Annotated in this window: 15 protein-coding genes; 9 read left to right on the top strand and 6 right to left on the bottom strand. The window is 37.3% G+C overall.

The window, feature by feature from the left end; translation table 11 throughout:
• Positions 1-2 precede the first annotated feature (2 nt).
• Together OVA16_RS01660 and OVA16_RS01655 are read left to right on the top strand one after the other, a co-directional pair.
• Positions 3-1,226 (top strand): glycosyltransferase family 4 protein, encoded by a 1,224-nt coding sequence (locus tag OVA16_RS01660; RefSeq protein ID WP_267763180.1) that lies wholly within the window; start codon positions 3-5, stop codon positions 1,224-1,226.
• 78 nt (positions 1,227-1,304) lie between these two features.
• On the top strand, positions 1,305-2,543 hold the full coding sequence (locus OVA16_RS01655; protein WP_267763179.1) for a hypothetical protein: 1,239 nt from the start codon (positions 1,305-1,307) through the stop codon (positions 2,541-2,543).
• A 91-nt stretch (positions 2,544-2,634) separates the two neighbouring features.
• Here OVA16_RS01655 and OVA16_RS01650 read toward each other — a convergent pair whose 3' ends face one another.
• Positions 2,635-3,072 carry a carboxymuconolactone decarboxylase family protein gene (locus tag OVA16_RS01650; RefSeq protein ID WP_267763178.1) on the bottom strand — a complete coding sequence of 146 codons (438 nt, stop codon included), beginning with the start codon at positions 3,070-3,072 and terminating at the stop codon, positions 2,635-2,637.
• A gap of 177 nt (positions 3,073-3,249) precedes the next feature.
• The gene (locus OVA16_RS01645; protein ID WP_267763177.1) at positions 3,250-3,828 is read right to left on the bottom strand and encodes a Crp/Fnr family transcriptional regulator; all 579 of its coding nucleotides are present in this window, start codon (positions 3,826-3,828) and stop codon (positions 3,250-3,252) included.
• Positions 3,829-3,962: 134 nt separating this feature from the next.
• On the opposite strand from OVA16_RS01645, the gene OVA16_RS01640 reads away from it, so the two are divergent.
• From OVA16_RS01640 to OVA16_RS01625, 4 genes are all read left to right on the top strand, one after another.
• Entirely contained in the window at positions 3,963-5,261 is a 1,299-nt protein-coding gene (locus OVA16_RS01640; protein ID WP_267763176.1) for a DASH family cryptochrome, read from the top strand.
• Positions 5,262-5,375: 114 nt separating this feature from the next.
• Complete coding sequence (locus OVA16_RS01635; RefSeq protein ID WP_267763175.1) at positions 5,376-8,174, top strand: 2-oxoglutarate dehydrogenase E1 component; 2,799 nt, start codon at positions 5,376-5,378, stop codon at positions 8,172-8,174.
• A gap of 86 nt (positions 8,175-8,260) precedes the next feature.
• Positions 8,261-9,496, top strand: coding sequence for a 2-oxoglutarate dehydrogenase complex dihydrolipoyllysine-residue succinyltransferase (gene odhB / locus OVA16_RS01630; protein WP_267763174.1), 1,236 nt, complete (start codon positions 8,261-8,263; stop codon positions 9,494-9,496).
• Positions 9,497-10,120: 624 nt separating this feature from the next.
• Positions 10,121-10,843 carry a DUF2490 domain-containing protein gene (locus tag OVA16_RS01625; RefSeq protein WP_267763173.1) on the top strand — a complete coding sequence of 241 codons (723 nt, stop codon included), beginning with the start codon at positions 10,121-10,123 and terminating at the stop codon, positions 10,841-10,843.
• A gap of 159 nt (positions 10,844-11,002) precedes the next feature.
• Here OVA16_RS01625 and OVA16_RS01620 read toward each other — a convergent pair whose 3' ends face one another.
• From OVA16_RS01620 to OVA16_RS01605, 4 genes are all read right to left on the bottom strand, one after another.
• Positions 11,003-11,755 carry a head GIN domain-containing protein gene (locus OVA16_RS01620; RefSeq protein ID WP_267763172.1) on the bottom strand — a complete coding sequence of 251 codons (753 nt, stop codon included), beginning with the start codon at positions 11,753-11,755 and terminating at the stop codon, positions 11,003-11,005.
• Between the two features lie 67 nt (positions 11,756-11,822).
• Positions 11,823-13,478 (bottom strand): M1 family metallopeptidase, encoded by a 1,656-nt coding sequence (locus OVA16_RS01615; protein ID WP_267763171.1) that lies wholly within the window; start codon positions 13,476-13,478, stop codon positions 11,823-11,825.
• A gap of 143 nt (positions 13,479-13,621) precedes the next feature.
• Positions 13,622-15,499, bottom strand: coding sequence for a CocE/NonD family hydrolase (locus OVA16_RS01610; RefSeq protein WP_267763170.1), 1,878 nt, complete (start codon positions 15,497-15,499; stop codon positions 13,622-13,624).
• A gap of 238 nt (positions 15,500-15,737) precedes the next feature.
• Entirely contained in the window at positions 15,738-15,911 is a 174-nt protein-coding gene (locus tag OVA16_RS01605) for a hypothetical protein (RefSeq protein ID WP_267763169.1), read from the bottom strand.
• 325 nt (positions 15,912-16,236) lie between these two features.
• Here OVA16_RS01605 and OVA16_RS01600 point away from each other — a divergent pair, with 325 nt between their 5' ends.
• The 3 genes from OVA16_RS01600 to lpdA all read left to right on the top strand — a co-directional run bounded on the left by OVA16_RS01600 (position 16,237) and on the right by lpdA (position 19,919).
• Entirely contained in the window at positions 16,237-16,575 is a 339-nt protein-coding gene (locus OVA16_RS01600) for a hypothetical protein (protein ID WP_267763168.1), read from the top strand.
• A gap of 1 nt (position 16,576) precedes the next feature.
• Complete coding sequence (locus tag OVA16_RS01595; RefSeq protein WP_267763167.1) at positions 16,577-18,031, top strand: phospholipase D-like domain-containing protein; 1,455 nt, start codon at positions 16,577-16,579, stop codon at positions 18,029-18,031.
• A 481-nt stretch (positions 18,032-18,512) separates the two neighbouring features.
• Positions 18,513-19,919, top strand: a complete 1,407-nt coding sequence (lpdA, locus tag OVA16_RS01590; RefSeq protein WP_267763166.1) for a dihydrolipoyl dehydrogenase — start codon at positions 18,513-18,515, stop codon at positions 19,917-19,919.
• Positions 19,920-20,275: the final 356 nt, after the last annotated feature.

Raw genomic sequence — 20,275 nt, 5'->3', positions numbered from 1 at the left:
CCGTGAAAGTATTGTTGTTGTGCCATAGGGTTCCTTTTCCGCCAAATAGTGGTTACCCTATAGTGGTTTACAACACCATTAAAGGTTTGCTTGGTTTGGGGGTAGAAATTACTTTGTTTAGTCTTAATAATTCTAAGCAGTACATTGATGTAGATGATATTTACGATCCGGTTTTCGAAAAAATTGCCTTCCATTCGTTTACTGTTGATATTGAAGTGAATGTTTGGGATGCCTTTGCTAATATTTTCTCTAACCAATCTTACAACGTTTCTAGGTATTTTGATAGCGATGCCGAAAAAGTTCTGGAGAATGTTTTAAGAGAGCAGGAGTTTGATGTGGTGCAATTTGAGGGGCTTTTTGTAGTACCTTATTTAGATGCCGTAAAACAATATAGCAAGGCTAAGCTAATTTACAGAGCACACCATATTGAGCACGATGTTTGGGAGCGCTTGGCCATAAGAGAACGTTTTACGCCCCGAAGAACTTATTTGGAGTTTTTGTCGCGAAGGTTAAAAGCTTACGAAATGGAGCAGGTTAATCGCTTTCATCAGGTTTTTGCCATTAGCGAACCCGATAGGCAAAAACTGTTGTTAATGGGTTGCCAAACAAAGTTAGATGTTTTTCCGGTTGCGCTAGATTTTGCCAAATATAAAATTGATAGTGCTAAAACCAGTTTCCCAACGCTGTTTCATTTGGGAGCAATGGATTGGAGGCCCAATAAAGAAGGCTTAGAGTGGTTTTTAGACGAGATTTGGCCCGATATTGAGGAGTTAAACGGAGAGTTGCGTTTCTATATTGCTGGAAAAAATATGCAAAAACAGTTTTTTGATTACGATTCGGAAAACCTAATTGTAGAAGGAGAGGTGTTTGATGCAGTTGATTTTATCAATAGCAAAGCCATTATGATTGTGCCTTTGCTTTCGGGAAGTGGAATGAGGGTAAAAATTATAGAAGGCATGGCCATGCAAAAGTGCATTATTGCCACCACTATGGCTGCCGAAGGTATTGACTGTAGGCATGGACGCGATATTTTGATAGCCGATACGGCAGATGAATTTTACCGTTCTATTTTAAAATGTATTACACAACCCAATAAGTGGCAAGAAATAGGCAAAAATGCCCGCAAAACCGCCGAAAAACATCATGAAGTAAATAGCAGTGCAAAACGGATGCTCGCTATCTACCTGGAATTGGTTGCTGCCCAAGAAGAACCAATATCAAATTGAGTTAGCTGCTTTTTTGGGTTTCTTAGTAGTGTTAGGAGTAGGTTTAAGTGTTTTGGTAGATAATACTTAGATTAGGGGATGGTTAAAAATAACTACTTCTTATTGTTGTTATACTGCCTAGTTTTTTACTACGGTTGTGCTGCAAATAACAATGAAATAAAGCAAATTAAAAGCGAGCTAGAGGATGACCTAGAGAAATCTGAAAGTATGATTGATTTAGCGAATGCTGAGTTTAGTGTAAAACCTGCACAGGTAATTTCGAAACCTTTTGATGAAAAAGACGCCTATAATTTTACCGACCAACTAACCAAATACCTTTCAATAGACGAATTTCTTGCCACAGTAAATAAAGATTTTTTCTTGGCTACAGAATTTGGTAAACCAAAGAGTTTGGCTTCAGTTTCACTTAATATGTTGGATGCAAACGAACTGCTAGGCTTAGGAGATAATGTGGAAAAGGCTTCTTTAGTTATGCCTAAATTTAAACCTAGTGTTTTACATTTTTGGGATGGAACGTCGTCTGATGCCAATTATAAGGTAGATAAAGATACCGAAGAGTTGGAGTACAATCATTTTGTTTTGGCGGCTGCTAAGCCTATTCGTTCTATCGATTTTGATGTTCAGTTTAAACATGCTATTTCTAAGCCTTATCGTTTAGATAGTGCTAGGACCAGAGTTAAAGTTGGAAACGATTGGATAGAAATGAAAAGTAATGCTAATGGAGAGGTTAAGCTGAGCTATCCTAAAGCTTTGGCAGAAAAACTGAGCGAAGTGCAGGGTTTCTATAAAGATGGTAGGGCGCTTAGAAAATCAGGAAGTAGTTCTTATTCTATCTCTTCGGCAGAAAACATAGCATGGCTTAAAAAGGTATTGCCTATTTATGAAGAAACTATTTCACTAATAGATCAGCAAAAATTAAAGAGAGCTCAAGAAGTTAAGGCGTATTTAAAAAGTAAATTGCCTGAAAAACCTGCTAAAGATACTCAAATGGAGTTCGCAAAATATTACTTCTCAGGTCCGGTAGATCATTTAATGGTGTATGTGAAAAATGATAAACCACAAAATATAACTAAAAAGGTTAATGTTAAACTGCTTAAAGAAATAGATGTAATTGGTAAAGAAGGCTATTTTGTAGCAGAAGATGTAGCCAGGGGTTTGAAAGGTATTGTTGATATAAATGGAAACTGGATTATTAAACCCATTTATAATGATATTGATGCAATGGGCGGAGAAAAATTTGGTGTGATGGAGGGTAGAATTCGTTCGCCACGGAAATTAGATGCCAAAAACAAGAAGTTTATTGATTTACTGCCTTGAGAACTGCATAAAAGTATTTTGTAAAACTGAGCTTGCCTAAATGCTTACAAACATTTAAACAAGCTCAGTGTAGCAAATGTAATTGTTCTCCTTACTTAGCAATTTCTTTGTTGGTACTAATGGCAATTCTATTCCAGCTGTTAATGGCTACACAAGCAAGAATAATTTGTGCTACATAGTTTTCGCCAAAAGTGGTAATGGCTTTTGTGTATAAATCATCGCTAACGCCACCATTACTAATCGCCGTAATTTGCTCGGTTAATTCTAAAATGATTTTTTCTTCTTCGGTAAATAAATCGGTTTCACGCCAAGCGTTTAATAGAAAAATACGTTGCGGAGTTTCGCCAAACTTCATTGCATCTTTAGTGTGCATATCTAAACAAAAAGCGCAGCCATTAATTTGCGATGCTCTAATTTTAATGAGCTCTTTGTGTGTTTTGGTTAAAGCGCTGCTTTGTACATAAGTTTCTAAAGGAACTAAGGCCTTATAGGCATTTGGTTCTACACTAAACAAGTCTATTCTTTTCATCTTTAATGTTTTAATTGTGAATTGATGAAGCAAAGTTATCCCGTTAGAAAATCAAAAAACTTAAACTGGTTTAAGAAAGTAAGTTATTAAGCCACAGATGCACAGATTTTAGGTTAATTATTTTGGTGCTTGGTTTGTAATTGTCATATCATCCAATTATCAAATCCTCACATTGTCTCACTTCCCTAAATGTTTCTTCTTAATCTCGCTCAAATATTCAGGGGTAAAACCTAAATAAGAAGCCAACATGTATTGTGGTACACGTTGTAGAAATGCTGGTTGAACTTTTGCGAAGTAGAGGTAAATTTCTTCCCTCGAATAATCGTTAATGTATTTTACACGCAATTGCTGCGTAGCAAACGCTTTTTCGTATACATTTCTAAAATACCGCTCCATTTGCGGAAATTTTTCCAGCATTTCTTCTCTAGCATCGTGGCTAATTGCCAGTACTTCAGAATTTTCTACGGCTTGTATGGTAAATGAACTCTGTTTCTGTTCTAGAAAGGCAAGGTTGTCGGTTAGCCACCAGTTTTCTATGGCGAATTGGGTAGTTTGCTCAACACCTGTTTCTTTCAAGAAAAATAGACGTAAACATCCTTTTAACACAAAAAAGTTTCTTCTACAAAGCTCGCCTTCTTGCAATAAAATATCTTTTTTCTTTACAGAGAGCATTTCGAAAAAAGTAAGTATTTCAGCGAAATCAACTTCGCTAACATTTACAAACTTCTTTATGTGCTGATGTAAGGGGTAAGACATGGTTGGCTAAAGATAGGTTTTTCTGTGTTGATTTGTGTTTCAACAATGTTTACCTATGTTATAGATATGTAAAAATGAAGTGGCTTGTAGTGCTTTTGGCTTATTTTTTCGCAAATTAGCGCACACTAAATAGAATGGCTTCGAATATGGGCAAAAAGATTTTGGTATGGTTTAGAAATGACCTTCGATTGCATGATAATGAAATGTTAGTTGAAGCGGTTTCCAAGGCTGATGAAATTTTGCCCGTTTATGTGTTCGATCCTCGACATTTCGAAAAAACCCAATATCATACTTATAAAACCGGCGTTACAAGAACCAAATTCTTGATAGAAAGCGTGGCCTCTTTACAGCAATCGTTACAGGCTATGGGTGGTAATTTGTTGGTGCTGCAGGGTAATCCGGAAGAAGTATTGCCAGCATTAGTAGTTAAATATGATATTGCCGAGGTTTACCACCATAGAGAGGTGGCAAGCGAAGAAACTGCCGTGAGTTTGAGGTTGGAAGATGCGCTTTGGAAACAAAAAGTAAACCTAAAGCACTTCATCGGTCATACGCTTTACAACAAGGAAGATTTGCCTTTTCCAATTAAGGATATTCCTGATGTTTTTACGCAGTTTAAAAAGAAAACAGAGCGTGATGCAGTGGTAAAACCTTGCTTTCCTACTCCGGTTGCAATTAATTTTGTTAGTTTAGAAGATAGCGGTACCATTCCAGAAATTGGTAGCCTTTTACAAGACTCAACAGCTACAATGCTTAAAATTGATACAGCATTTAAAGGCGGAGAAAAAGAAGCTTTAGCGCATTTGCATGAATATTTGCATGCTGGCGAAGGCATAGTTTTGGCTAATGCTACTTTGAAAAAGCATGAAATTGTATCAAAACTTTCTGCCTGGTTGGCCTTGGGCTGTTTATCGCCCCGCGAAGTATATTGGAAAATGAAAGATGCTGAAGCCAATTATGGCGTAAGACCTTACTTTCATCAAATTGTGTTGGGCTTGTTGTGGCGAGATTATTATCGTTTCATGTTTAAGAAATATGGTAATACTTTCTTTAAACCTCAAGGGTTTAAGAAAGATGGCGAGCCTTTGGCACTAGAAAATACATCAGCTTTGCAGCATTGGAAAAACGGGCAAACCGGACAGCCTTTGGTTGATGCCTGTATGCAAGAGCTAAATACAATAGGTTACATTAACCAAGTGGCTAGGCAGTTAGTGGCAACTTATTTGGTTAAAGAGTTAGAGGTAAATTGGGTGCTTGGTGCGGCTTATTTTGAAGAGCAACTGATAGACTATGCACCTGCCAGTAATTGGGGCAATTGGGCTGCGGTTGCAGGTGTTGGTAACGATCAAAAGCTTGCCAATAACTTCGATTTTGAGAAGCTGGCAAAAATTTTAGACCCAAAAGGTGTGTTTGCACAGGTCGTTCGAGCCTAAAAAAGCGTCTATATCTTAGTTACAATTTTAAATTTATTTAAATGTGATTTTATTGCCTTTTCTAAAGGTAAAATCCTAATTTTGCAATACTTATCGTAATAGTTATATATACAAATGGATAACCTAACTTATCTTAACGGCCCTAACGCCGAATATGTTGATTCCCTATACCAAAGTTATAAAGAAGACCCTAGTTCTGTAGAGTTTGGATGGCAAAAGTTTTTTGAAGGTTTTGATTTTGGAAGAAGTGCAGGTTCGCCTAGCGCCAGTGGAGAAGAAGCTCCTGAACATTTTTTGAAAGAAATTAATGTTTTAAACTTGATTAATGGCTACCGCCAACGCGGTCACTTGTTTACCAAAACCAACCCAGTTAGAGAAAGACGCAAACACCTGCCAACTTTAAATATCGAGAATTTTGGTTTGGCTAGCGCAGATTTAGAAACTGTTTTTAATTCTAGCGTTGAGTTGGGCATTGGCCCTGCAAAGCTTAAAGATATTGTTGCCTTTTTAGAACAAACTTATTGTGGCTCTATTGGTGTAGAGTATAAATATGTGCGTACACCAGAAGTGCTTTCTTGGTTAGAAAGTAAAATGGAAGGCAATCGTAATACACCTAATTTATCTAACGATGAAAAAATGAGGGTAGTTAAAAAGTTAAACGAAGCAGTGGTTTTCGAAAACTTTTTAGGTACTAAGTTTTTAGGGCAAAAGCGGTTTTCTTTAGAAGGTGCCGAGGCATTAATACCCGCTTTGGATGCTGTTATTGAAAAAGGAGCCGATTTAGGTATTGAAGAATTTGTTTTAGGTATGGCGCATCGCGGTCGTTTAAACGTGCTGGCCAATATCATGCAAAAAAGCTATAAAGATATTTTCACAGAGTTCGAAGGAAGAAGTTACAATCCAGAAACTCCTTTTGGTGGCGATGTGAAATATCACTTAGGTTACTCAACAGATGTAACCACCAATAAAGGTAAAAACGTACACTTAAGCTTGTGCCCAAATCCATCGCACTTAGAAACAGTAGATGGTATTGTGGAAGGGATGAGCCGTTCTAAAATCGATTTCAAATATGCTGGCGACGATGGTCGTTTAGCACCGATCTTGATTCACGGGGATGCTTCTGTAGCTGGACAAGGCATTGTTTACGAAGTAATACAAATGGCTGGTTTAGATGGTTACAAAACAGGTGGTACCATTCACTTGGTTATTAACAACCAAATCGGTTTTACTACAAATTATAAAGATGCTCGTTCTAGTACTTACTGTACAGATATCGCTAAAGTAACCTTATCACCAGTTTTCCACGTAAATGGCGATGACGCTGAGGCTTTAGTTTATGCGATTAACTTGGCAATGGAGTATCGTCAAAAATACAGAAATGATGTATTTATTGATATTCTTTGCTACCGTAGATTTGGCCACAACGAATCTGATGAGCCTAAATTTACACAGCCTTTATTGTACAAAGCAATCGAGAAACACGATAATCCGTTAAAGATTTATGTGGCTCAGTTGGTTAAAGAAGGTAAGTTGGATGATGCAGGTGCAAAAGAAATGGAGAAAGAGTTTAAAGCTCGCTTACAAAACTCGTTAAATGAGGCCAAAGAATACGATGCCGAGTTGGCCGAAGTTAAATTTGGTGGCGCTTGGGCCGATTTGAGAATTGCAAGTGCCAAGGATTTTGAAAACTCTCCAGAAACTGGCGTTAAAAAGAATACCTTATTAGAAGTTGCCAAAAGAATTACCACTTTACCAAAAGATAAAAAGTTCTTCAAAAAAATTGAAAAATTATTTGATGAACGTTTAAAAATGGCTACCGAAACTCATGTTTTTGATTGGGCAATGGGCGAGCAGTTGGCTTACGGTACTTTGTTGGCCGAAGGTAAACGTGTTCGTTTAAGCGGCCAGGATGTGAAACGTGGTACTTTCTCTCATCGCCATGCGGTATTAACGCTAGAAGATTCGGAAGAAGAGTACACGCCATTATTGAATATATCTGAGCAACAAGCACAATTCGATATCTATAACTCTCACTTATCTGAGTATGGTGTTTTAGGTTTCGAATACGGTTATGCCATGGCTAACCCTAATGCCTTAACTATTTGGGAAGCACAATTTGGCGATTTCTTTAACGGAGCGCAAATTGTAATTGACCAATATATTGCAAGTGCCGAAACTAAATGGCAAAGAGCTAACGGTTTGGTAATGTTATTGCCTCACGGTTACGAAGGTCAGGGGCCAGAGCACTCTTCGGCACGTATTGAGCGTTTTATGGAGCTTTGTGCAGAGTATAACATGCAGGTAACTAACTGTACTACTCCAGCAAACTTCTTCCACGCTTTACGCCGCCAGTTTAAACGCGATTTCCGTAAGCCTTTGGTTAATTTTAGCCCTAAGAGTTTATTACGTCATCCACTTTGTGTAAGCCCGCTAGCAGATTTTACTACCGGTGGTTTTAAAGAAGTAATTGATGATGCCAACGTAAAAGTGGCTGATGTGAAGCGAGTTGTTTTCTGTTCCGGTAAAGTTTACTACGATTTATTAGAAGCACAGAAAGAAAATAAACAGGTTGCGGTAGTACGTGTAGAACAGTTGTATCCAACTCCGGTAGATCAAATGGAAGCTGTTGTAGCTAAATACAAAAATGCTGAAGATGTGGTTTGGGTACAAGAAGAACCAGAAAACCAAGGTGCATGGCCATATTTATTGCGCAGGTTAAGAAAAACTTCGTTGAGCAATATTGATGTGATTTCCAGAAAAGAAAGCAGTAGCCCGGCAACTGGTTATATGAAACAACATACTAACCAACAAGCTTACATTGTAGCTAAGGCTTTTGAAATTTCGGTAGCAGAAGTAGCTAAAGAACCACTAAAGAAAACTGCTAAAAATGCAGTGAAGGATAAGGTAGATTAAATAGTAAATAACGATAAGCGTTAAGCGATTAGCGTTGAAAATATGTTCTCTAATCGCCAAACGCCAAACAAAACATATAATTTAATATGAGTTTAGAAATCAAAGTTCCGCCAGTAGGCGAGTCGATTACCGAGGTAGTGTTATCTCGTTGGGTTAAAAACGATGGCGAATTTGTAGAAATGGACGAAATTATTGCTGAGCTAGAATCAGACAAGGCAACTTTCGAACTTACTGCAGAAAAAGCAGGAACTTTAAAAATTGTAGCTAGCGAAGGCGATACGCTAGAAATTGGTGCTGTGGTTTGTAGCATTGAGGAAGGCGGTGCTGCTCCTAAAACTGAAAACGAAAGTCCGAAAGCGGAAGAGAAAGCAGCTCCTGCGGCAGATAAAGCTGCGGCTCCAGTTGCCGAGAAAGAATCAAAAGATAGCTATGCTTCGGGAACTCCTTCTCCAGCTGCAGGTAAAATTTTAGCAGAAAAAGGTATTGATGCGGGTAGCGTAAAAGGTACCGGTGTGGATGGCAGAATTACCAAAGAAGATGCAAACAATGCACAAGCTGGTAAACCTGCTGCTAAGGCAGAAGCTCCAAAAGCCGCTGCTGCTCCAGCTCCAGTTGCTGGTTCAAGAAATGAGCGTGCTGAAAAAATGTCGCCATTACGCAAAACAGTTGCAAAACGTTTAGTTGCTGTAAAGAATGAAACTGCAATGTTAACTACTTTTAACGAGGTTAACATGAAACCAATCATGGATTTACGTGCTAAATATAAAGATCAATTTAAAGAGAAACACGGTGTGGGCTTGGGCTTTATGAGTTTCTTCACTAAAGCGGTTTGCGAAGCAGCGAAAGATTTTCCAGCGGTTAATGCTCGTATTGATGGTGAGCAAATTGTTTATAATGATTTCGTAGATGTTTCTATCGCAGTATCTGCACCTAAAGGTTTGGTGGTACCAATCATTAGAAATGCAGAGAGCATGAGCTTAGCGCAAATCGAAAAAACGGTAATTGAGTTGGCTACTAAAGCTAGAGATAGCAAATTGACGATCGAGGAAATGACAGGTGGAACTTTCACGATCACTAACGGTGGTGTATTTGGTTCTATGATGTCTACACCGATTATCAATGCTCCTCAATCTGCAATTTTGGGTATGCACAACATTATTGAGCGCCCAATTGCAGAGAACAAAGAAGTGGTAATTCGTCCAATGATGTACATTGCGTTATCTTATGATCACAGAATTATCGACGGACGTGAGTCTGTAGGTTTCTTGGTAAGAGTGAAACAATTATTGGAAGATCCAGCTAGATTATTGTTAGGGGTATAAAACTTTCTCGTCATGCTGACCTGTAGCGAAGCGAAAAGCTACTTTGTAAATTTATTTCAGCATCAGTTAGAAAATATAAAGCCTTGTTCATTAAAATGAGCAAGGCTTTTTTTTGCGGTTTTACCTAAGCAACTCGTCATTCCCGCGTATGCGGGAATCGTAAAGCGATAGTTAGGTAAATCGCCATTGCTAAGAAAACAATTAATTTAACGTGATTTCGGGATAAGAAAATTATGCTATTTGCCAGCGATAGCGCTTCAAATCTTCGTTGAGCTAATTTTCGGTCTCTTATTTTTCGGGCGGCACCAATAAGCCAAAGCACTTTCTTTGAAAGAAAAATAAGCAACCGAGAGTTTTTGTTACTTTTTGCGGTCAAAAAGTAAGAGCCCAACGGCGGCGAGCTAAAAAAATACGTTCAATGTCAATTTCTCAAGAATTGTAAATACACTTATCCCGAACTCACGTTAATTTAGTCTAAAACTTTCTACAGCATTACGATACCCAATCGAGTTGGGTATAACGACCTGACTTAGGATGACGCAAATACTTTTGTTTACTTTCTGTTACGTATTCGTTGTTTTTAACTTATTTTGATATTTTCGTTATCACACAAATTAAAACCAGATGAGAATTAAAATTGTACTTAGCGCTTTCTTAATCTTTACTACAACTTCATTATTTGCCCAAACCATAAACCAAAATACTGGATGGTTTTTATTTCTTAATAGCACCAAGTTTAACGACAAATGGGGAATGCATTTTGATTTACAATTGCGCTCTGAAGATAAATGGGATGGTTTGCGAAATTTACTGGTAAGACCAGGGGTAACTTATTACATCAATAAAAATTCAAATGCCACTTTAGGTTACTTATTTACACAAACCTATTTGCCTAATGATATTTTAGTTGGTGCAGCGTCGCTAAAAAACACCCTAACCGAGCATCGTATTTGGCAGCAATATATCTATAGTCACCAGCCTTGGAAGGGTGCAGCTTTAAGCCACAGATTTAGATTAGAACAACGTTTTATTGAGCGCCAAACCGATGATTTGTTTTCGCAACGTTTGCGTTATTTCTTTAGGCTAATTCAGCCATTGCAAAAGCAGGAAGGAGCATTTACCAAAGGTGTTTTCGCTGCTTTACAAAATGAGTTATTCTTTAATATCCAGAATAAAGAGAAAGTTAATGGAAGTTTGTTTGATCAGAACCGAGCTTATTTAGCTGTTGGTTACCGTGTTTCTAAAGGTTTTGATGTTGAAGCTGGTTATTTGAACCAAAGTATTAATGGCGCTAGTAGAAATACAGTTAACAACGTTGCTCAGTTAGCTTTGTATACTAGGTTTTGATAAATTGGTCGTCATTGCGAGACACGAAGCAATCTTACAATTATGGCTAAAAAACATTTGCTTTGAGATTGGTTTGCTCCTCAGCTACTTCGTGGTCGTGCCTTGCAATGACGAATGAGCATAAAAAAATCGCTCCTAAAAGAGCGATTTTTTATGTTTTTAATCTAATTTCTTTACGCCACCAGAGCCTAAAAGTTTCTTTTCCGAAACATCGGCATTGCCGGTATAATACACTTTTCCAGAGCCGCTAACGAAAGCATTAATTTCGCCATTGGTATGTACATAAGCACTTCCAGAACCACTAATTGTAGCAGATAAAGAACCTACTTTTAGTCCGCCCTTTTTAGAAAGCACGCCTGAGCCACTAATGGTAGTAGAAACTTCATCAGCCTCGCCAGTGATATTTAATTTGCCCGAGCCACTAATTACAGCAGTATAATCTTGTACGTTTACTACCGCCGTTATCGCACCCGAGCCGCTTAAAGTTGTAGTGAGTGAATTATTATTTATAGTGCCTTTTACGGTAATCGATCCATCGCCGCTCATGGTTAAGCTCGAAATGTTTTTAGCATTTACATAAGCTATAATCTTCTTGTCCTTATACTTGTGAGCCCAGCTTGTCCAGCTCATTTTGGGTCTTATGATTAAGGCGCTACCTTTCACTTCGGTAACCAAGGTAGAAATGGCTTCTTCATCGCCCTCAAATTTGATTCCCTCGGTATTGCCTAAAGTAACAATTACCTGTAAAGGCCCGCCTGCCGCAATGCTATTGAAATTTTTAACTTCTGTATCTTTAACTTTAGTTTTTGTTTTAGCAATGCTAATGTTTACGGGTAATTCTGATTGTACGTTTGATGCACTTGCTACAGCAACGGACATCATTAAACCAATAGAAATATATTTTTTGCTCATTGTATTTGTAAGTTGAGTTTATATAAATGACAAACTTTAATGTTAAAACGTTGCATCAACCAAAAACTTATTCTGCTTTTTTAGTATTTACATAGAAATTTCGCTCTACAGCAAAATTATCGTTGTTAACAGAAGCGTCAACCTTAATTGATTTCCAGTCGTTAGTTGGGCTTATTAAGTTATATTCGCCTGCTTTTAACGAAACTTTCACTGGCATATCAAATCCTTTAACATCCGTTAACCATCTATATTTTAAAGTTCCGTTTTCTATTTTATATTCCAAAGTGGGGATATTCGCATGGCGCAGGTATTGATCAAAAACTTTATCCAGCTTTAAACCGCTTTGTTTTACAATGTAAGCTTCAACTTCTGCAGACGTAGTGGTACTGTGGTAAAATGTTTTATTCAATCCCCTTAAAATCTGTCTAAATTTTTCATCGTCATTTATCAATTGGCGTATGGTATGTACCAAATTTGCACCTTTGTAGTACATATCGCCATCGCCTTCGGTATTGGTATTGTAAATGCCAATAATTGATGCTTTGTTACCGATGTTTTTTCTAATCCCAATTACATAATCTTCGCCAGCGGTTTTGCCTTGTGTGCTTTCGGTAAATAGAGCTTCTGAGTAGGAGGTAAATCCTTCGTGTACCCACATATCCGCAATGTCTTTGGTGGTAATGTTGTTGCCAAACCATTCGTGCCCAGTTTCGTGAATGGTAATGAAATCCCATTTTAGCCCATGGCCGCTGCCAGACAAATCATTACCTAAATAGCCTTTTTTGAATTGATTGCCATAAGCTACGGCACTTTGGTGTTCCATACCTAAGTGAGGCGCTTGCACCAATTTATAACCATCTTTGTACCAAGGGTAAGGGCCAAACCAATATTCGAAAGATTTAAGCATCGGTTTTACATCTGCATCCCAATGTGGGCGGGCCTTTGCACTATCTTCTTTCAATGCGTAGAAATCTAAGCTCAATTTGCCATCTTCTCCATTGTAAGTGTCTGTCCAGTGTGCATATTTGCCAATATAAAATGCAATGCTGTAATTGTTGATCGGATTTCCAACAAACCAATGGTGTTTGGTATATCCATCTTTACCTTCAACTTTACCGCGAGAACGACCATTGGCAATACAATCCAAATCTTTTGGCGCACTGATGCTTACCAGCATACTGTCTACCTCATCACTTTGATGGTCTTTGTTAGGCCACCATACACTAGCGCCCAAACCTTGGCAAGCTACCGATACAAAGGGGTTGCCCGATTTATCTTTTTTGAAGATGAAACCACCATCCCAAGGCGCATTTTTAGCCACTCGTGGATTGCCACTATAGAAAACCGTAAAACGATCTTTACTTCCTTTTTTGATTTTAGGGAACTTAACGAACACTGCTGCAAACTCTCTGGTAAAAGGTAATTCTTTGCCTTTATACACCACTTTTTCTACTTTGAGGTTGTCGAACAGGTCAAATTGTAGACTTTCGAAATCTTTAGTAGCGGTAAAAGCAAATTCGTTGCTGCCACTTACCGAGCGGTTATCGATATCTATTTTCACATCGAGGTGGTAATAGTTGATATCGTAACAGGTTCTTAAGTCAGTTAAGGCACCTCTTAAAGACTTGGCTCTTTCATTGTTTTCGTTGCTGGCTAGCATGTTCTGGGCAAAAGTTGCTTTAGAACAGGTTAAAAGAGCCAAGGCAATTAATAGTTTTTTCATTGGTTGTGTTATCTGTTTTATGTTGTAATCCGTCATTGCGAGGTACGAAGCAATCTTACAACGTTCGCTACTAACTATAGCTTTAAGATTGGTTTGCTTCCGCAGCTACTTCGTGGTCGTGCCTCGCAATAACGGCAGGATGTTTAAGGTTTTAGTACAGGTAAAGATAAGAAAGAACCATCAGCTTCGCCATGATAAATTCTGTGCGTTGCTTTTTGGAAATCACTTGGTTTTGCTTCGTAAATGTTCATGAACTTTTGCGGGTTTCTATCAGCTAAAGGAAACCACGAATGTTGTACTTGTACCATAATACGATGTCCTTTTTTGAAAGTGTGGCCAACATCCGGCAATGCGTATTTCACTTTTGTGGCTTCGTTTGGTACAAACGCTTCAGGTTTTTCGAAGCTATTTCTGTATTTACCCCTTAATATTTCTCCACGCACCAACATTTGGTAATCAGCCATCATTTTGTTTTGATCTGCCGGAGAAATTTCTTTAGTATCTTCTGGATATACATCTATCAGTTTTACTACGTAATCTGCATCAGTACCCGAAGTGCTTACCAATAAATTAGCTAAAACTGGTCCCGTTAGCGTAATATCTTCTGTTAAAACATCAGTTTGATAAGTTTTTACATCTGGTCTTCTCGCAGCAAAACGCTGGTCATCTATCATGTATTCGCGAGTACGGTTGGCTTGTATGCCATCTTGATAAGGCACAGGCGCATTCGGGTCACTCACATATTCATCAAAGCTGTTATTGGTATTTGGTTTAGTGAAGGATAATTTTCCGTTAGGATGGAAATATAATGATTTCAGTTCCACGTCTTGTGGGGGCCAAGTGTTGAAATTTTTCCATTGGTTGCTTCCCGTTAAGAAAATGTTTGCTTCGGCCGCATCAAATGTTCCTTCGCCTTTAAGGTAATATTTGAAGAAAGGCAATTCCAAATTTTCTTGATAGTAAGTGCTGGTTGCAGTGCCAAAATTAATATCGCCAAAGCTATCGCCTTTGCCACGTACCCAACCGCCGTGGTACCACGGGCCAGCTACTAAAATATTATTCGCTTTTGGGTTTTGTTTTTCGATGGCTTTGTAGGTTGCAAAAGCACCGTAAGCATCTTCGGCATCAAAGAAACCGCCAACAGTCATTACAGCGGGTTTTACGTCTTTCAAGTGCCTTACAATTTGACGAGCTTGCCAAAAGGTATCTAGGTTTGGATGTTTAAACAGATTGTTCCAAAATTTGATGCTATCGCCCATGTATTTTTCTTTCAGGTTTTTTACAGAGCCAGCTTCCAAATAGAAACGGTAGTTGTCTTTAATTGGGAATTGGAATGGTTTCGGGCCTTTGTCTGGGGTAATAGGCTGCGGACGAGGAACGCCAAAAGAGGTCATAAACTTAAAGGCATCCATTAAAAATAGCGCACCGCCATGGTGGAAATCATCGCCAATAAACCAATCGGTAACTGGTGCTTGTGGCGAAACTGCTTTTAAAGCTGGATGCGATTTAACCAATGAGGTGGTAGAATAGAAACCAGGGTAGGAGATCCCATAAATTCCTGCTTTGCCGTTATTGTTTTTGATGTTTTTAAGCAACCAATCAATGGTGTCATAAGTATCGGTGCTTTCGTCGATGTCTTTTTTGCCTTTGCCAAGGTTGGTTGGTCTAATGTCTTCAAAATTTCCTTCGCTCATCCAGCGGCCACGAACGTCTTGATAAACGAAGATAAATCCATCACGCATAACTGCTGGGTAACCGCCTAAGCTAGTTTTGTATTGGTTTTCGCCGTAAGGTCTAACCGTGTATGGTGTTCGGTTAATTAAAAATGGATATTTTTTGCTAGCAGCGATATCTTTTGGGATGTAGATAGATGTGAATAGCTTGGTGCCATCACGCATGGGGATAAGGCGTTCTATTTTGGTGTAGCGGTTGCGTACGTAGGCAGAGTCGGTTTGTTGTGCAAAGGTAAATTCTGCAAAAAAACAAGAAACTAAAAGTAGGAGGGTTAGTATTCTTTTCATTGTGGGTGGGGATTTGGGAGAGCTTAAAGCAGAAAGCTAAAAGTGGAAAGCTTTGAAGGAAGAAGCGCAAATAAAAGCGTCATTTCGACTGAAGTAAAATCTTCTTGTCATTCCGACGCTAGCAGGAATCTGTTAGTTTATTGCTACTGACTTACAGATTCTTCGCTACGCTCAGAATGACAAAATGCTCAAAGATTTCTCGGCTTCGTTTTACTCCGCTCGAAATGACGCTTTTAGGTTAGTGACCGCCGTCTGAGGTATCAATTGGTTTGCGAAATGCAAAACCTAATACAAAATATACTAATGCAAGGATATACCAAACATAAGGGCAGTCATTTCTAAATGCCAATGCACCTAACAAAAAAACAGCTAGGCCAACTGCAAAAAATGGAATGTTTCTTAAGCTTATCATAATTCAAACTTAGATAAAGTTGGTTAGATACGCAATAATAATTTAGATGAAAACTTTATCTAACTCTTCTCTACCATTGAAAAACCATTAATAACTAGACAAAATATAAAGCAAGTTGTTTTGATGAAGAAAAATTAAATGAAAGTTTTGGAGGTTAATGGGAGCAAGAAGATGGTTGTGTTAGCAAAGGAGTGTTTAATTTAAAAGCCACGTGACATTTATTACCAACTTTAATTTGTAATCTGTATTTTGCATTAATAGTCTTAACTCTAGTAATTAAATATAATATTAAATTTATTTACATTTTTTTAATATTCTCACATAAATGGATCAAATAGTAGAAAAAATACTCAATGAATTAAATGAATTCGCATTGAGTAAAGGAAAAATATGTTTTCCAATTGAGCCAGTTTTTAAAACTATAGCGGAAAATTGTATAAAGGATGCTGCAGGTTTGACTAATTCACTTACAATTATTGAATCAATAGAAGATTTATACGATGATTGGGTAAATCAATGTATAATCTACGTCTCACAATGTAAAACAGAATTATTGCAAAACGATAGTCATTATCTTGTTGATATATTTAAAATCCCTTATGATGATTTATTGGGTAAAGTAATTTACTTGGAGAAACAATTTAATGACGCCCAACAGGATTAATATGTCAGAGGTTTATTTCAAGAATATATCTAACGTTATTGATAATAATTTAAAACAGGCAAAGTTCGAAATTAAAATTGCTGTTGCATGGATAACAGATACACGCCTGCTGAGCACTTTAAAAACTTGCATAAAAAATGGGGTTAAAGTCTACATTGTTTTTTATGAAAATAAAAATAATAATGTTGAGTCTTTTGAGGAACTATTCGACCTCGGGGCTAGCATCAGGTATTCCAAAAAATTAATGCACAATAAGTTTTGTGTTATTGATGAGGTGGTTACAATTAATGGGTCGTATAATTGGACTTTTTCCGCTAAAACCAATGATGAGAACATCCAAATTACTAAATCACATGAAATAGCAGTAAACTTTTTAAAAGAATTCGAGAAAATCTACTTAAGTTCAGTATCGATAGACAAACATTTTGCAGATAAAAAAAGTTTATTCGAGCAGTATCTCAAGGAAATTGGAATGCCGAAAAGTTATCCAGTATTCTATAAACAGTCACTAGATAATAATTTTAACGGAATATTATTTAATGGTTTTAGTAATCAGATAAAACATATTTACAGATTATTCACGAAGGAATCTGAATTTATCAACTATCATAAAAATATCTATGATTATTTATTTACTGTAAAGGATAAGTATTCCTTACGTTCGTCTCTGAAGTATAATTTTTATAGCAAATCAAACAATAAAAAAGAATCTAGACTATGGAATAAAATTCAAGGAGGAAAGTACTTAGTCATCGATATTATCGAATCTAAATTTATCGGTAATATTAATCCTTCATATCTACTTGATAACGAAAAAAAGTTAATGAACGAAAAATTCTTTTATTTTAACCCAGCTACAGATTTCCCATTTTTCCTTGTTTGCCTGTATCCTCGGTATTATGTTTTTAGTGAATCTGATCAGTTTAAGGAAATGTTAAAGCTTGGAGTATTAAAATTTAATGAACATTCAATTGATGATATTGTTCAGTTTAAATTCGGGGATCTAACTATAGAGAATAACTTTATAGTGAATAGCTATAAAGAGATTAATCAGCGAGAATATGTTCATAAGATATTTATTGATAAAAACAGCTTCTCGTTAAATGAAGATTTGGAGATACAAAATGTAAATAAAGAATTTTTGAAGATACGTGAGGAAATAGAAAAAAGAAAAGCAGAAAGAGTAGAGCATAATAGAAAAATGAAACAACAAGAAAATAATTGTTTCATTGCTACAATGGTTTATAAAGATAATAATCACATTAATATTCAAGCGTTAAGGGATTATCGAGATAGAAAGTTGAAAAATAATTCAATTGGTAGGATATTTATCAGAGTATATTATAAATATTCACCTGCTTTAGTTGAAAAAGTTGGTGATAAAAAATCAGCAATCGTGTTTTTTAAGTTTATTATTGAGAAGCTTATACTGAAGTTTATAATTGGATTCAAGTAATAAAATAATGTTTGTTAATTTTAGCGATAATCTCATTTTTAAATTTTTCTATTATTTTCATTGATCAGATAACGATATTTCTCCAAATTTTTTAAATTAGTTCTCTAAACGGGATTGCAGCGTAAATACTTTTTGTTTGTCAGCTGAGTTTATCGAAGCGTTTTTGCCATAATAATCCTTCGACAAGCTCAGGAGGACAAGAGTGAATGGTGGTAGCGTTAACAAAAAGATTGCAGCGCAAAGCCCGACTTTCGGAAGCGATGAAATAATGTCACTGCTTTACCCCTCTCTGCCTTCGGCATCTATTGACGGTTGTTTATTGGTTTTGTGTCAATGAACTCGCTATGCTCGGTTCTCCCCTAAAAGGGAGAGAAATGTGCTTAGGAAAGTTAGCAGGATTTTGACATTGTCAATCGTAATTCGTCAATCCAAAATCGTAAATTATTAATACATTTGCCAGAACAAAAATTCTTAAAAGATCATGCAATACGATGTAGTTGTTATTGGCTCGGGTCCGGGCGGTTATGTAGGTGCCATCCGTTGTGCACAATTAGGTTTAAAAACAGCGGTAGTAGAAAAATATAAAACTTATGGCGGTACCTGCTTAAATGTGGGTTGTATCCCGTCTAAGGCATTATTAGATTCTTCGGAGCACTTTCACAACGCGGCTCATACGTTCACTACTCACGGTATTAACCTTAAAGATTTAAAGGTTGATATGAAGCAAATGATTGCTCGTAAGGATGATGTTGTTGCGCAAAACACTGCGGGTATCACTTATCTTTTTAAGAAAAATAAAATCGATGCTTACGAAGGCGTAGGTTCTTTCGAAGATAAAAATACCATTATTGTAACTAAAGCTGATGGTAGTATTGAAAAATTAACTACTAAAAACGTAATTATTGCTACAGGTTCTAAACCTACGGCTTTGCCTTTCTTGCCAATCGATAAAAAACGTATCATTACTTCTACAGAGGCTTTAAACTTGAAAGAAGTGCCAAAAACTATGGTAGTAATTGGTGGCGGTGTAATTGGTTTAGAGTTAGGTTCGGTTTACGCTCGTTTGGGTACTAAAGTAACTGTAGTGGAGTTTGCCCCATCTATTATTGGCACTATGGATGCTGGCTTGGGTAAAGAATTACAACGTGTGTTAAAGAAATCTTTAGGCATGGAGTTTTTTATGGGGCACAAAGTAACTGGTGCTACTACAAAAGGTAAAACGGTTACGGTTACTGCAGATAATGCCAAAGGCGAAGCGGTTTCTTTTGAGGCTGATTACTGCATTGTAGCAGTTGGTAGAACAGCTTATAGCGAAGGTTTGGGCTTAGATAAAATTGGTATTACCGTTGAAGAACGCGGAAAGAAAATCCCAGTTAATGAGCACTTAGAAACTTCTGTTAAGGGTGTTTATGCCATTGGCGATGTGATTACTGGTGCCATGTTGGCTCACAAGGCTGAAGACGAAGGCATCTATGTTGCTGAAACTATTGCTGGACAGAAACCACACATCAACTATAACTTAATTCCGGGTGTGGTTTACACTTGGCCAGAGGTAGCTTCTGTTGGTCAAACCGAGGAGCAATTGAAAGCTGCTGGTGTGAAATACAAAGCGGGTTCTTTCCCTTTCAAAGCAAGTGGACGTGCGAAAGCGAGTATGGATACCGATGGTTTCGTGAAAGTATTAGCTGATGAAAAAACTGACGAGATTTTAGGCATCCACATGATTGGTCCACGTGCTGCTGATATGATTGCAGAGGCGGTGGTAGCGATGGAATTCCGTGCTTCGGCAGAGGATGTGGCTAGAATTTGCCATGCGCACCCAACTTATACTGAAGCTTTAAAAGAGGCTGCTTTGGCTGCTACTGAAAATAGAGCGATACATATTTAAGTGGTCAGGGATCAGTTGACAGTGGTCATTTGATTAAGACTTTATACAAATCCTGCGGTTGTTGCCGTGGGATTTTTTATTTTATTTTCTCCCGCAGATGTACGCTGATTTGTTCCGCAGATTTTCACAGATTTTTCACTATATATCTTCTTAAATCAGCGGTTACATCTGCGGAAATCAGCGGGAATATTTAATTTATTGTTAAATTTCTCCATCTCAGTCTTAATTTTCTATTTTTTTAAGGATTTCTTTTTGAGTGCGATATATATTTTTTTGATTTTCATTTTCTCCCGCAGATGCACGCTGATTTACCCCGCAGATTTTCACAGATTTTAATGGTTAATTTCTTCTTAGAT

Source organism: Pedobacter sp. SL55 (genome assembly GCF_026625705.1).
Classification (GTDB): Bacteria; Bacteroidota; Bacteroidia; order Sphingobacteriales; family Sphingobacteriaceae; genus Pedobacter.
Note: the sequence above shows the minus strand (reverse complement) of the source record. Positions and strands in the feature narration are given on the sequence as shown.

What these genes read in the sequence shown, in the direction of transcription:
- OVA16_RS01645 (WP_267763177.1), bottom strand. Translation starts at nt 3,828, where the DNA reads ATGTCTTACCCCTTACATCAGCACATAAAGAAGTTTGTAAATGTTAGC.
- OVA16_RS01650 (WP_267763178.1), bottom strand. Translation starts at nt 3,072, where the DNA reads ATGAAAAGAATAGACTTGTTTAGTGTAGAACCAAATGCCTATAAGGCC.
- OVA16_RS01655 (WP_267763179.1), top strand. Translation starts at nt 1,305, where the DNA reads ATGGTTAAAAATAACTACTTCTTATTGTTGTTATACTGCCTAGTTTTT.
- OVA16_RS01635 (WP_267763175.1), top strand. Translation starts at nt 5,376, where the DNA reads ATGGATAACCTAACTTATCTTAACGGCCCTAACGCCGAATATGTTGAT.
- OVA16_RS01615 (WP_267763171.1), bottom strand. Translation starts at nt 13,478, where the DNA reads ATGAAAAAACTATTAATTGCCTTGGCTCTTTTAACCTGTTCTAAAGCA.
- OVA16_RS01625 (WP_267763173.1), top strand. Translation starts at nt 10,121, where the DNA reads ATGAGAATTAAAATTGTACTTAGCGCTTTCTTAATCTTTACTACAACT.
- OVA16_RS01595 (WP_267763167.1), top strand. Translation starts at nt 16,577, where the DNA reads ATGTCAGAGGTTTATTTCAAGAATATATCTAACGTTATTGATAATAAT.
- OVA16_RS01640 (WP_267763176.1), top strand. Translation starts at nt 3,963, where the DNA reads ATGGCTTCGAATATGGGCAAAAAGATTTTGGTATGGTTTAGAAATGAC.
- lpdA (WP_267763166.1), top strand. Translation starts at nt 18,513, where the DNA reads ATGCAATACGATGTAGTTGTTATTGGCTCGGGTCCGGGCGGTTATGTA.
- odhB (WP_267763174.1), top strand. Translation starts at nt 8,261, where the DNA reads ATGAGTTTAGAAATCAAAGTTCCGCCAGTAGGCGAGTCGATTACCGAG.
- OVA16_RS01600 (WP_267763168.1), top strand. Translation starts at nt 16,237, where the DNA reads ATGGATCAAATAGTAGAAAAAATACTCAATGAATTAAATGAATTCGCA.
- OVA16_RS01605 (WP_267763169.1), bottom strand. Translation starts at nt 15,911, where the DNA reads ATGATAAGCTTAAGAAACATTCCATTTTTTGCAGTTGGCCTAGCTGTT.
- OVA16_RS01610 (WP_267763170.1), bottom strand. Translation starts at nt 15,499, where the DNA reads ATGAAAAGAATACTAACCCTCCTACTTTTAGTTTCTTGTTTTTTTGCA.
- OVA16_RS01620 (WP_267763172.1), bottom strand. Translation starts at nt 11,755, where the DNA reads ATGAGCAAAAAATATATTTCTATTGGTTTAATGATGTCCGTTGCTGTA.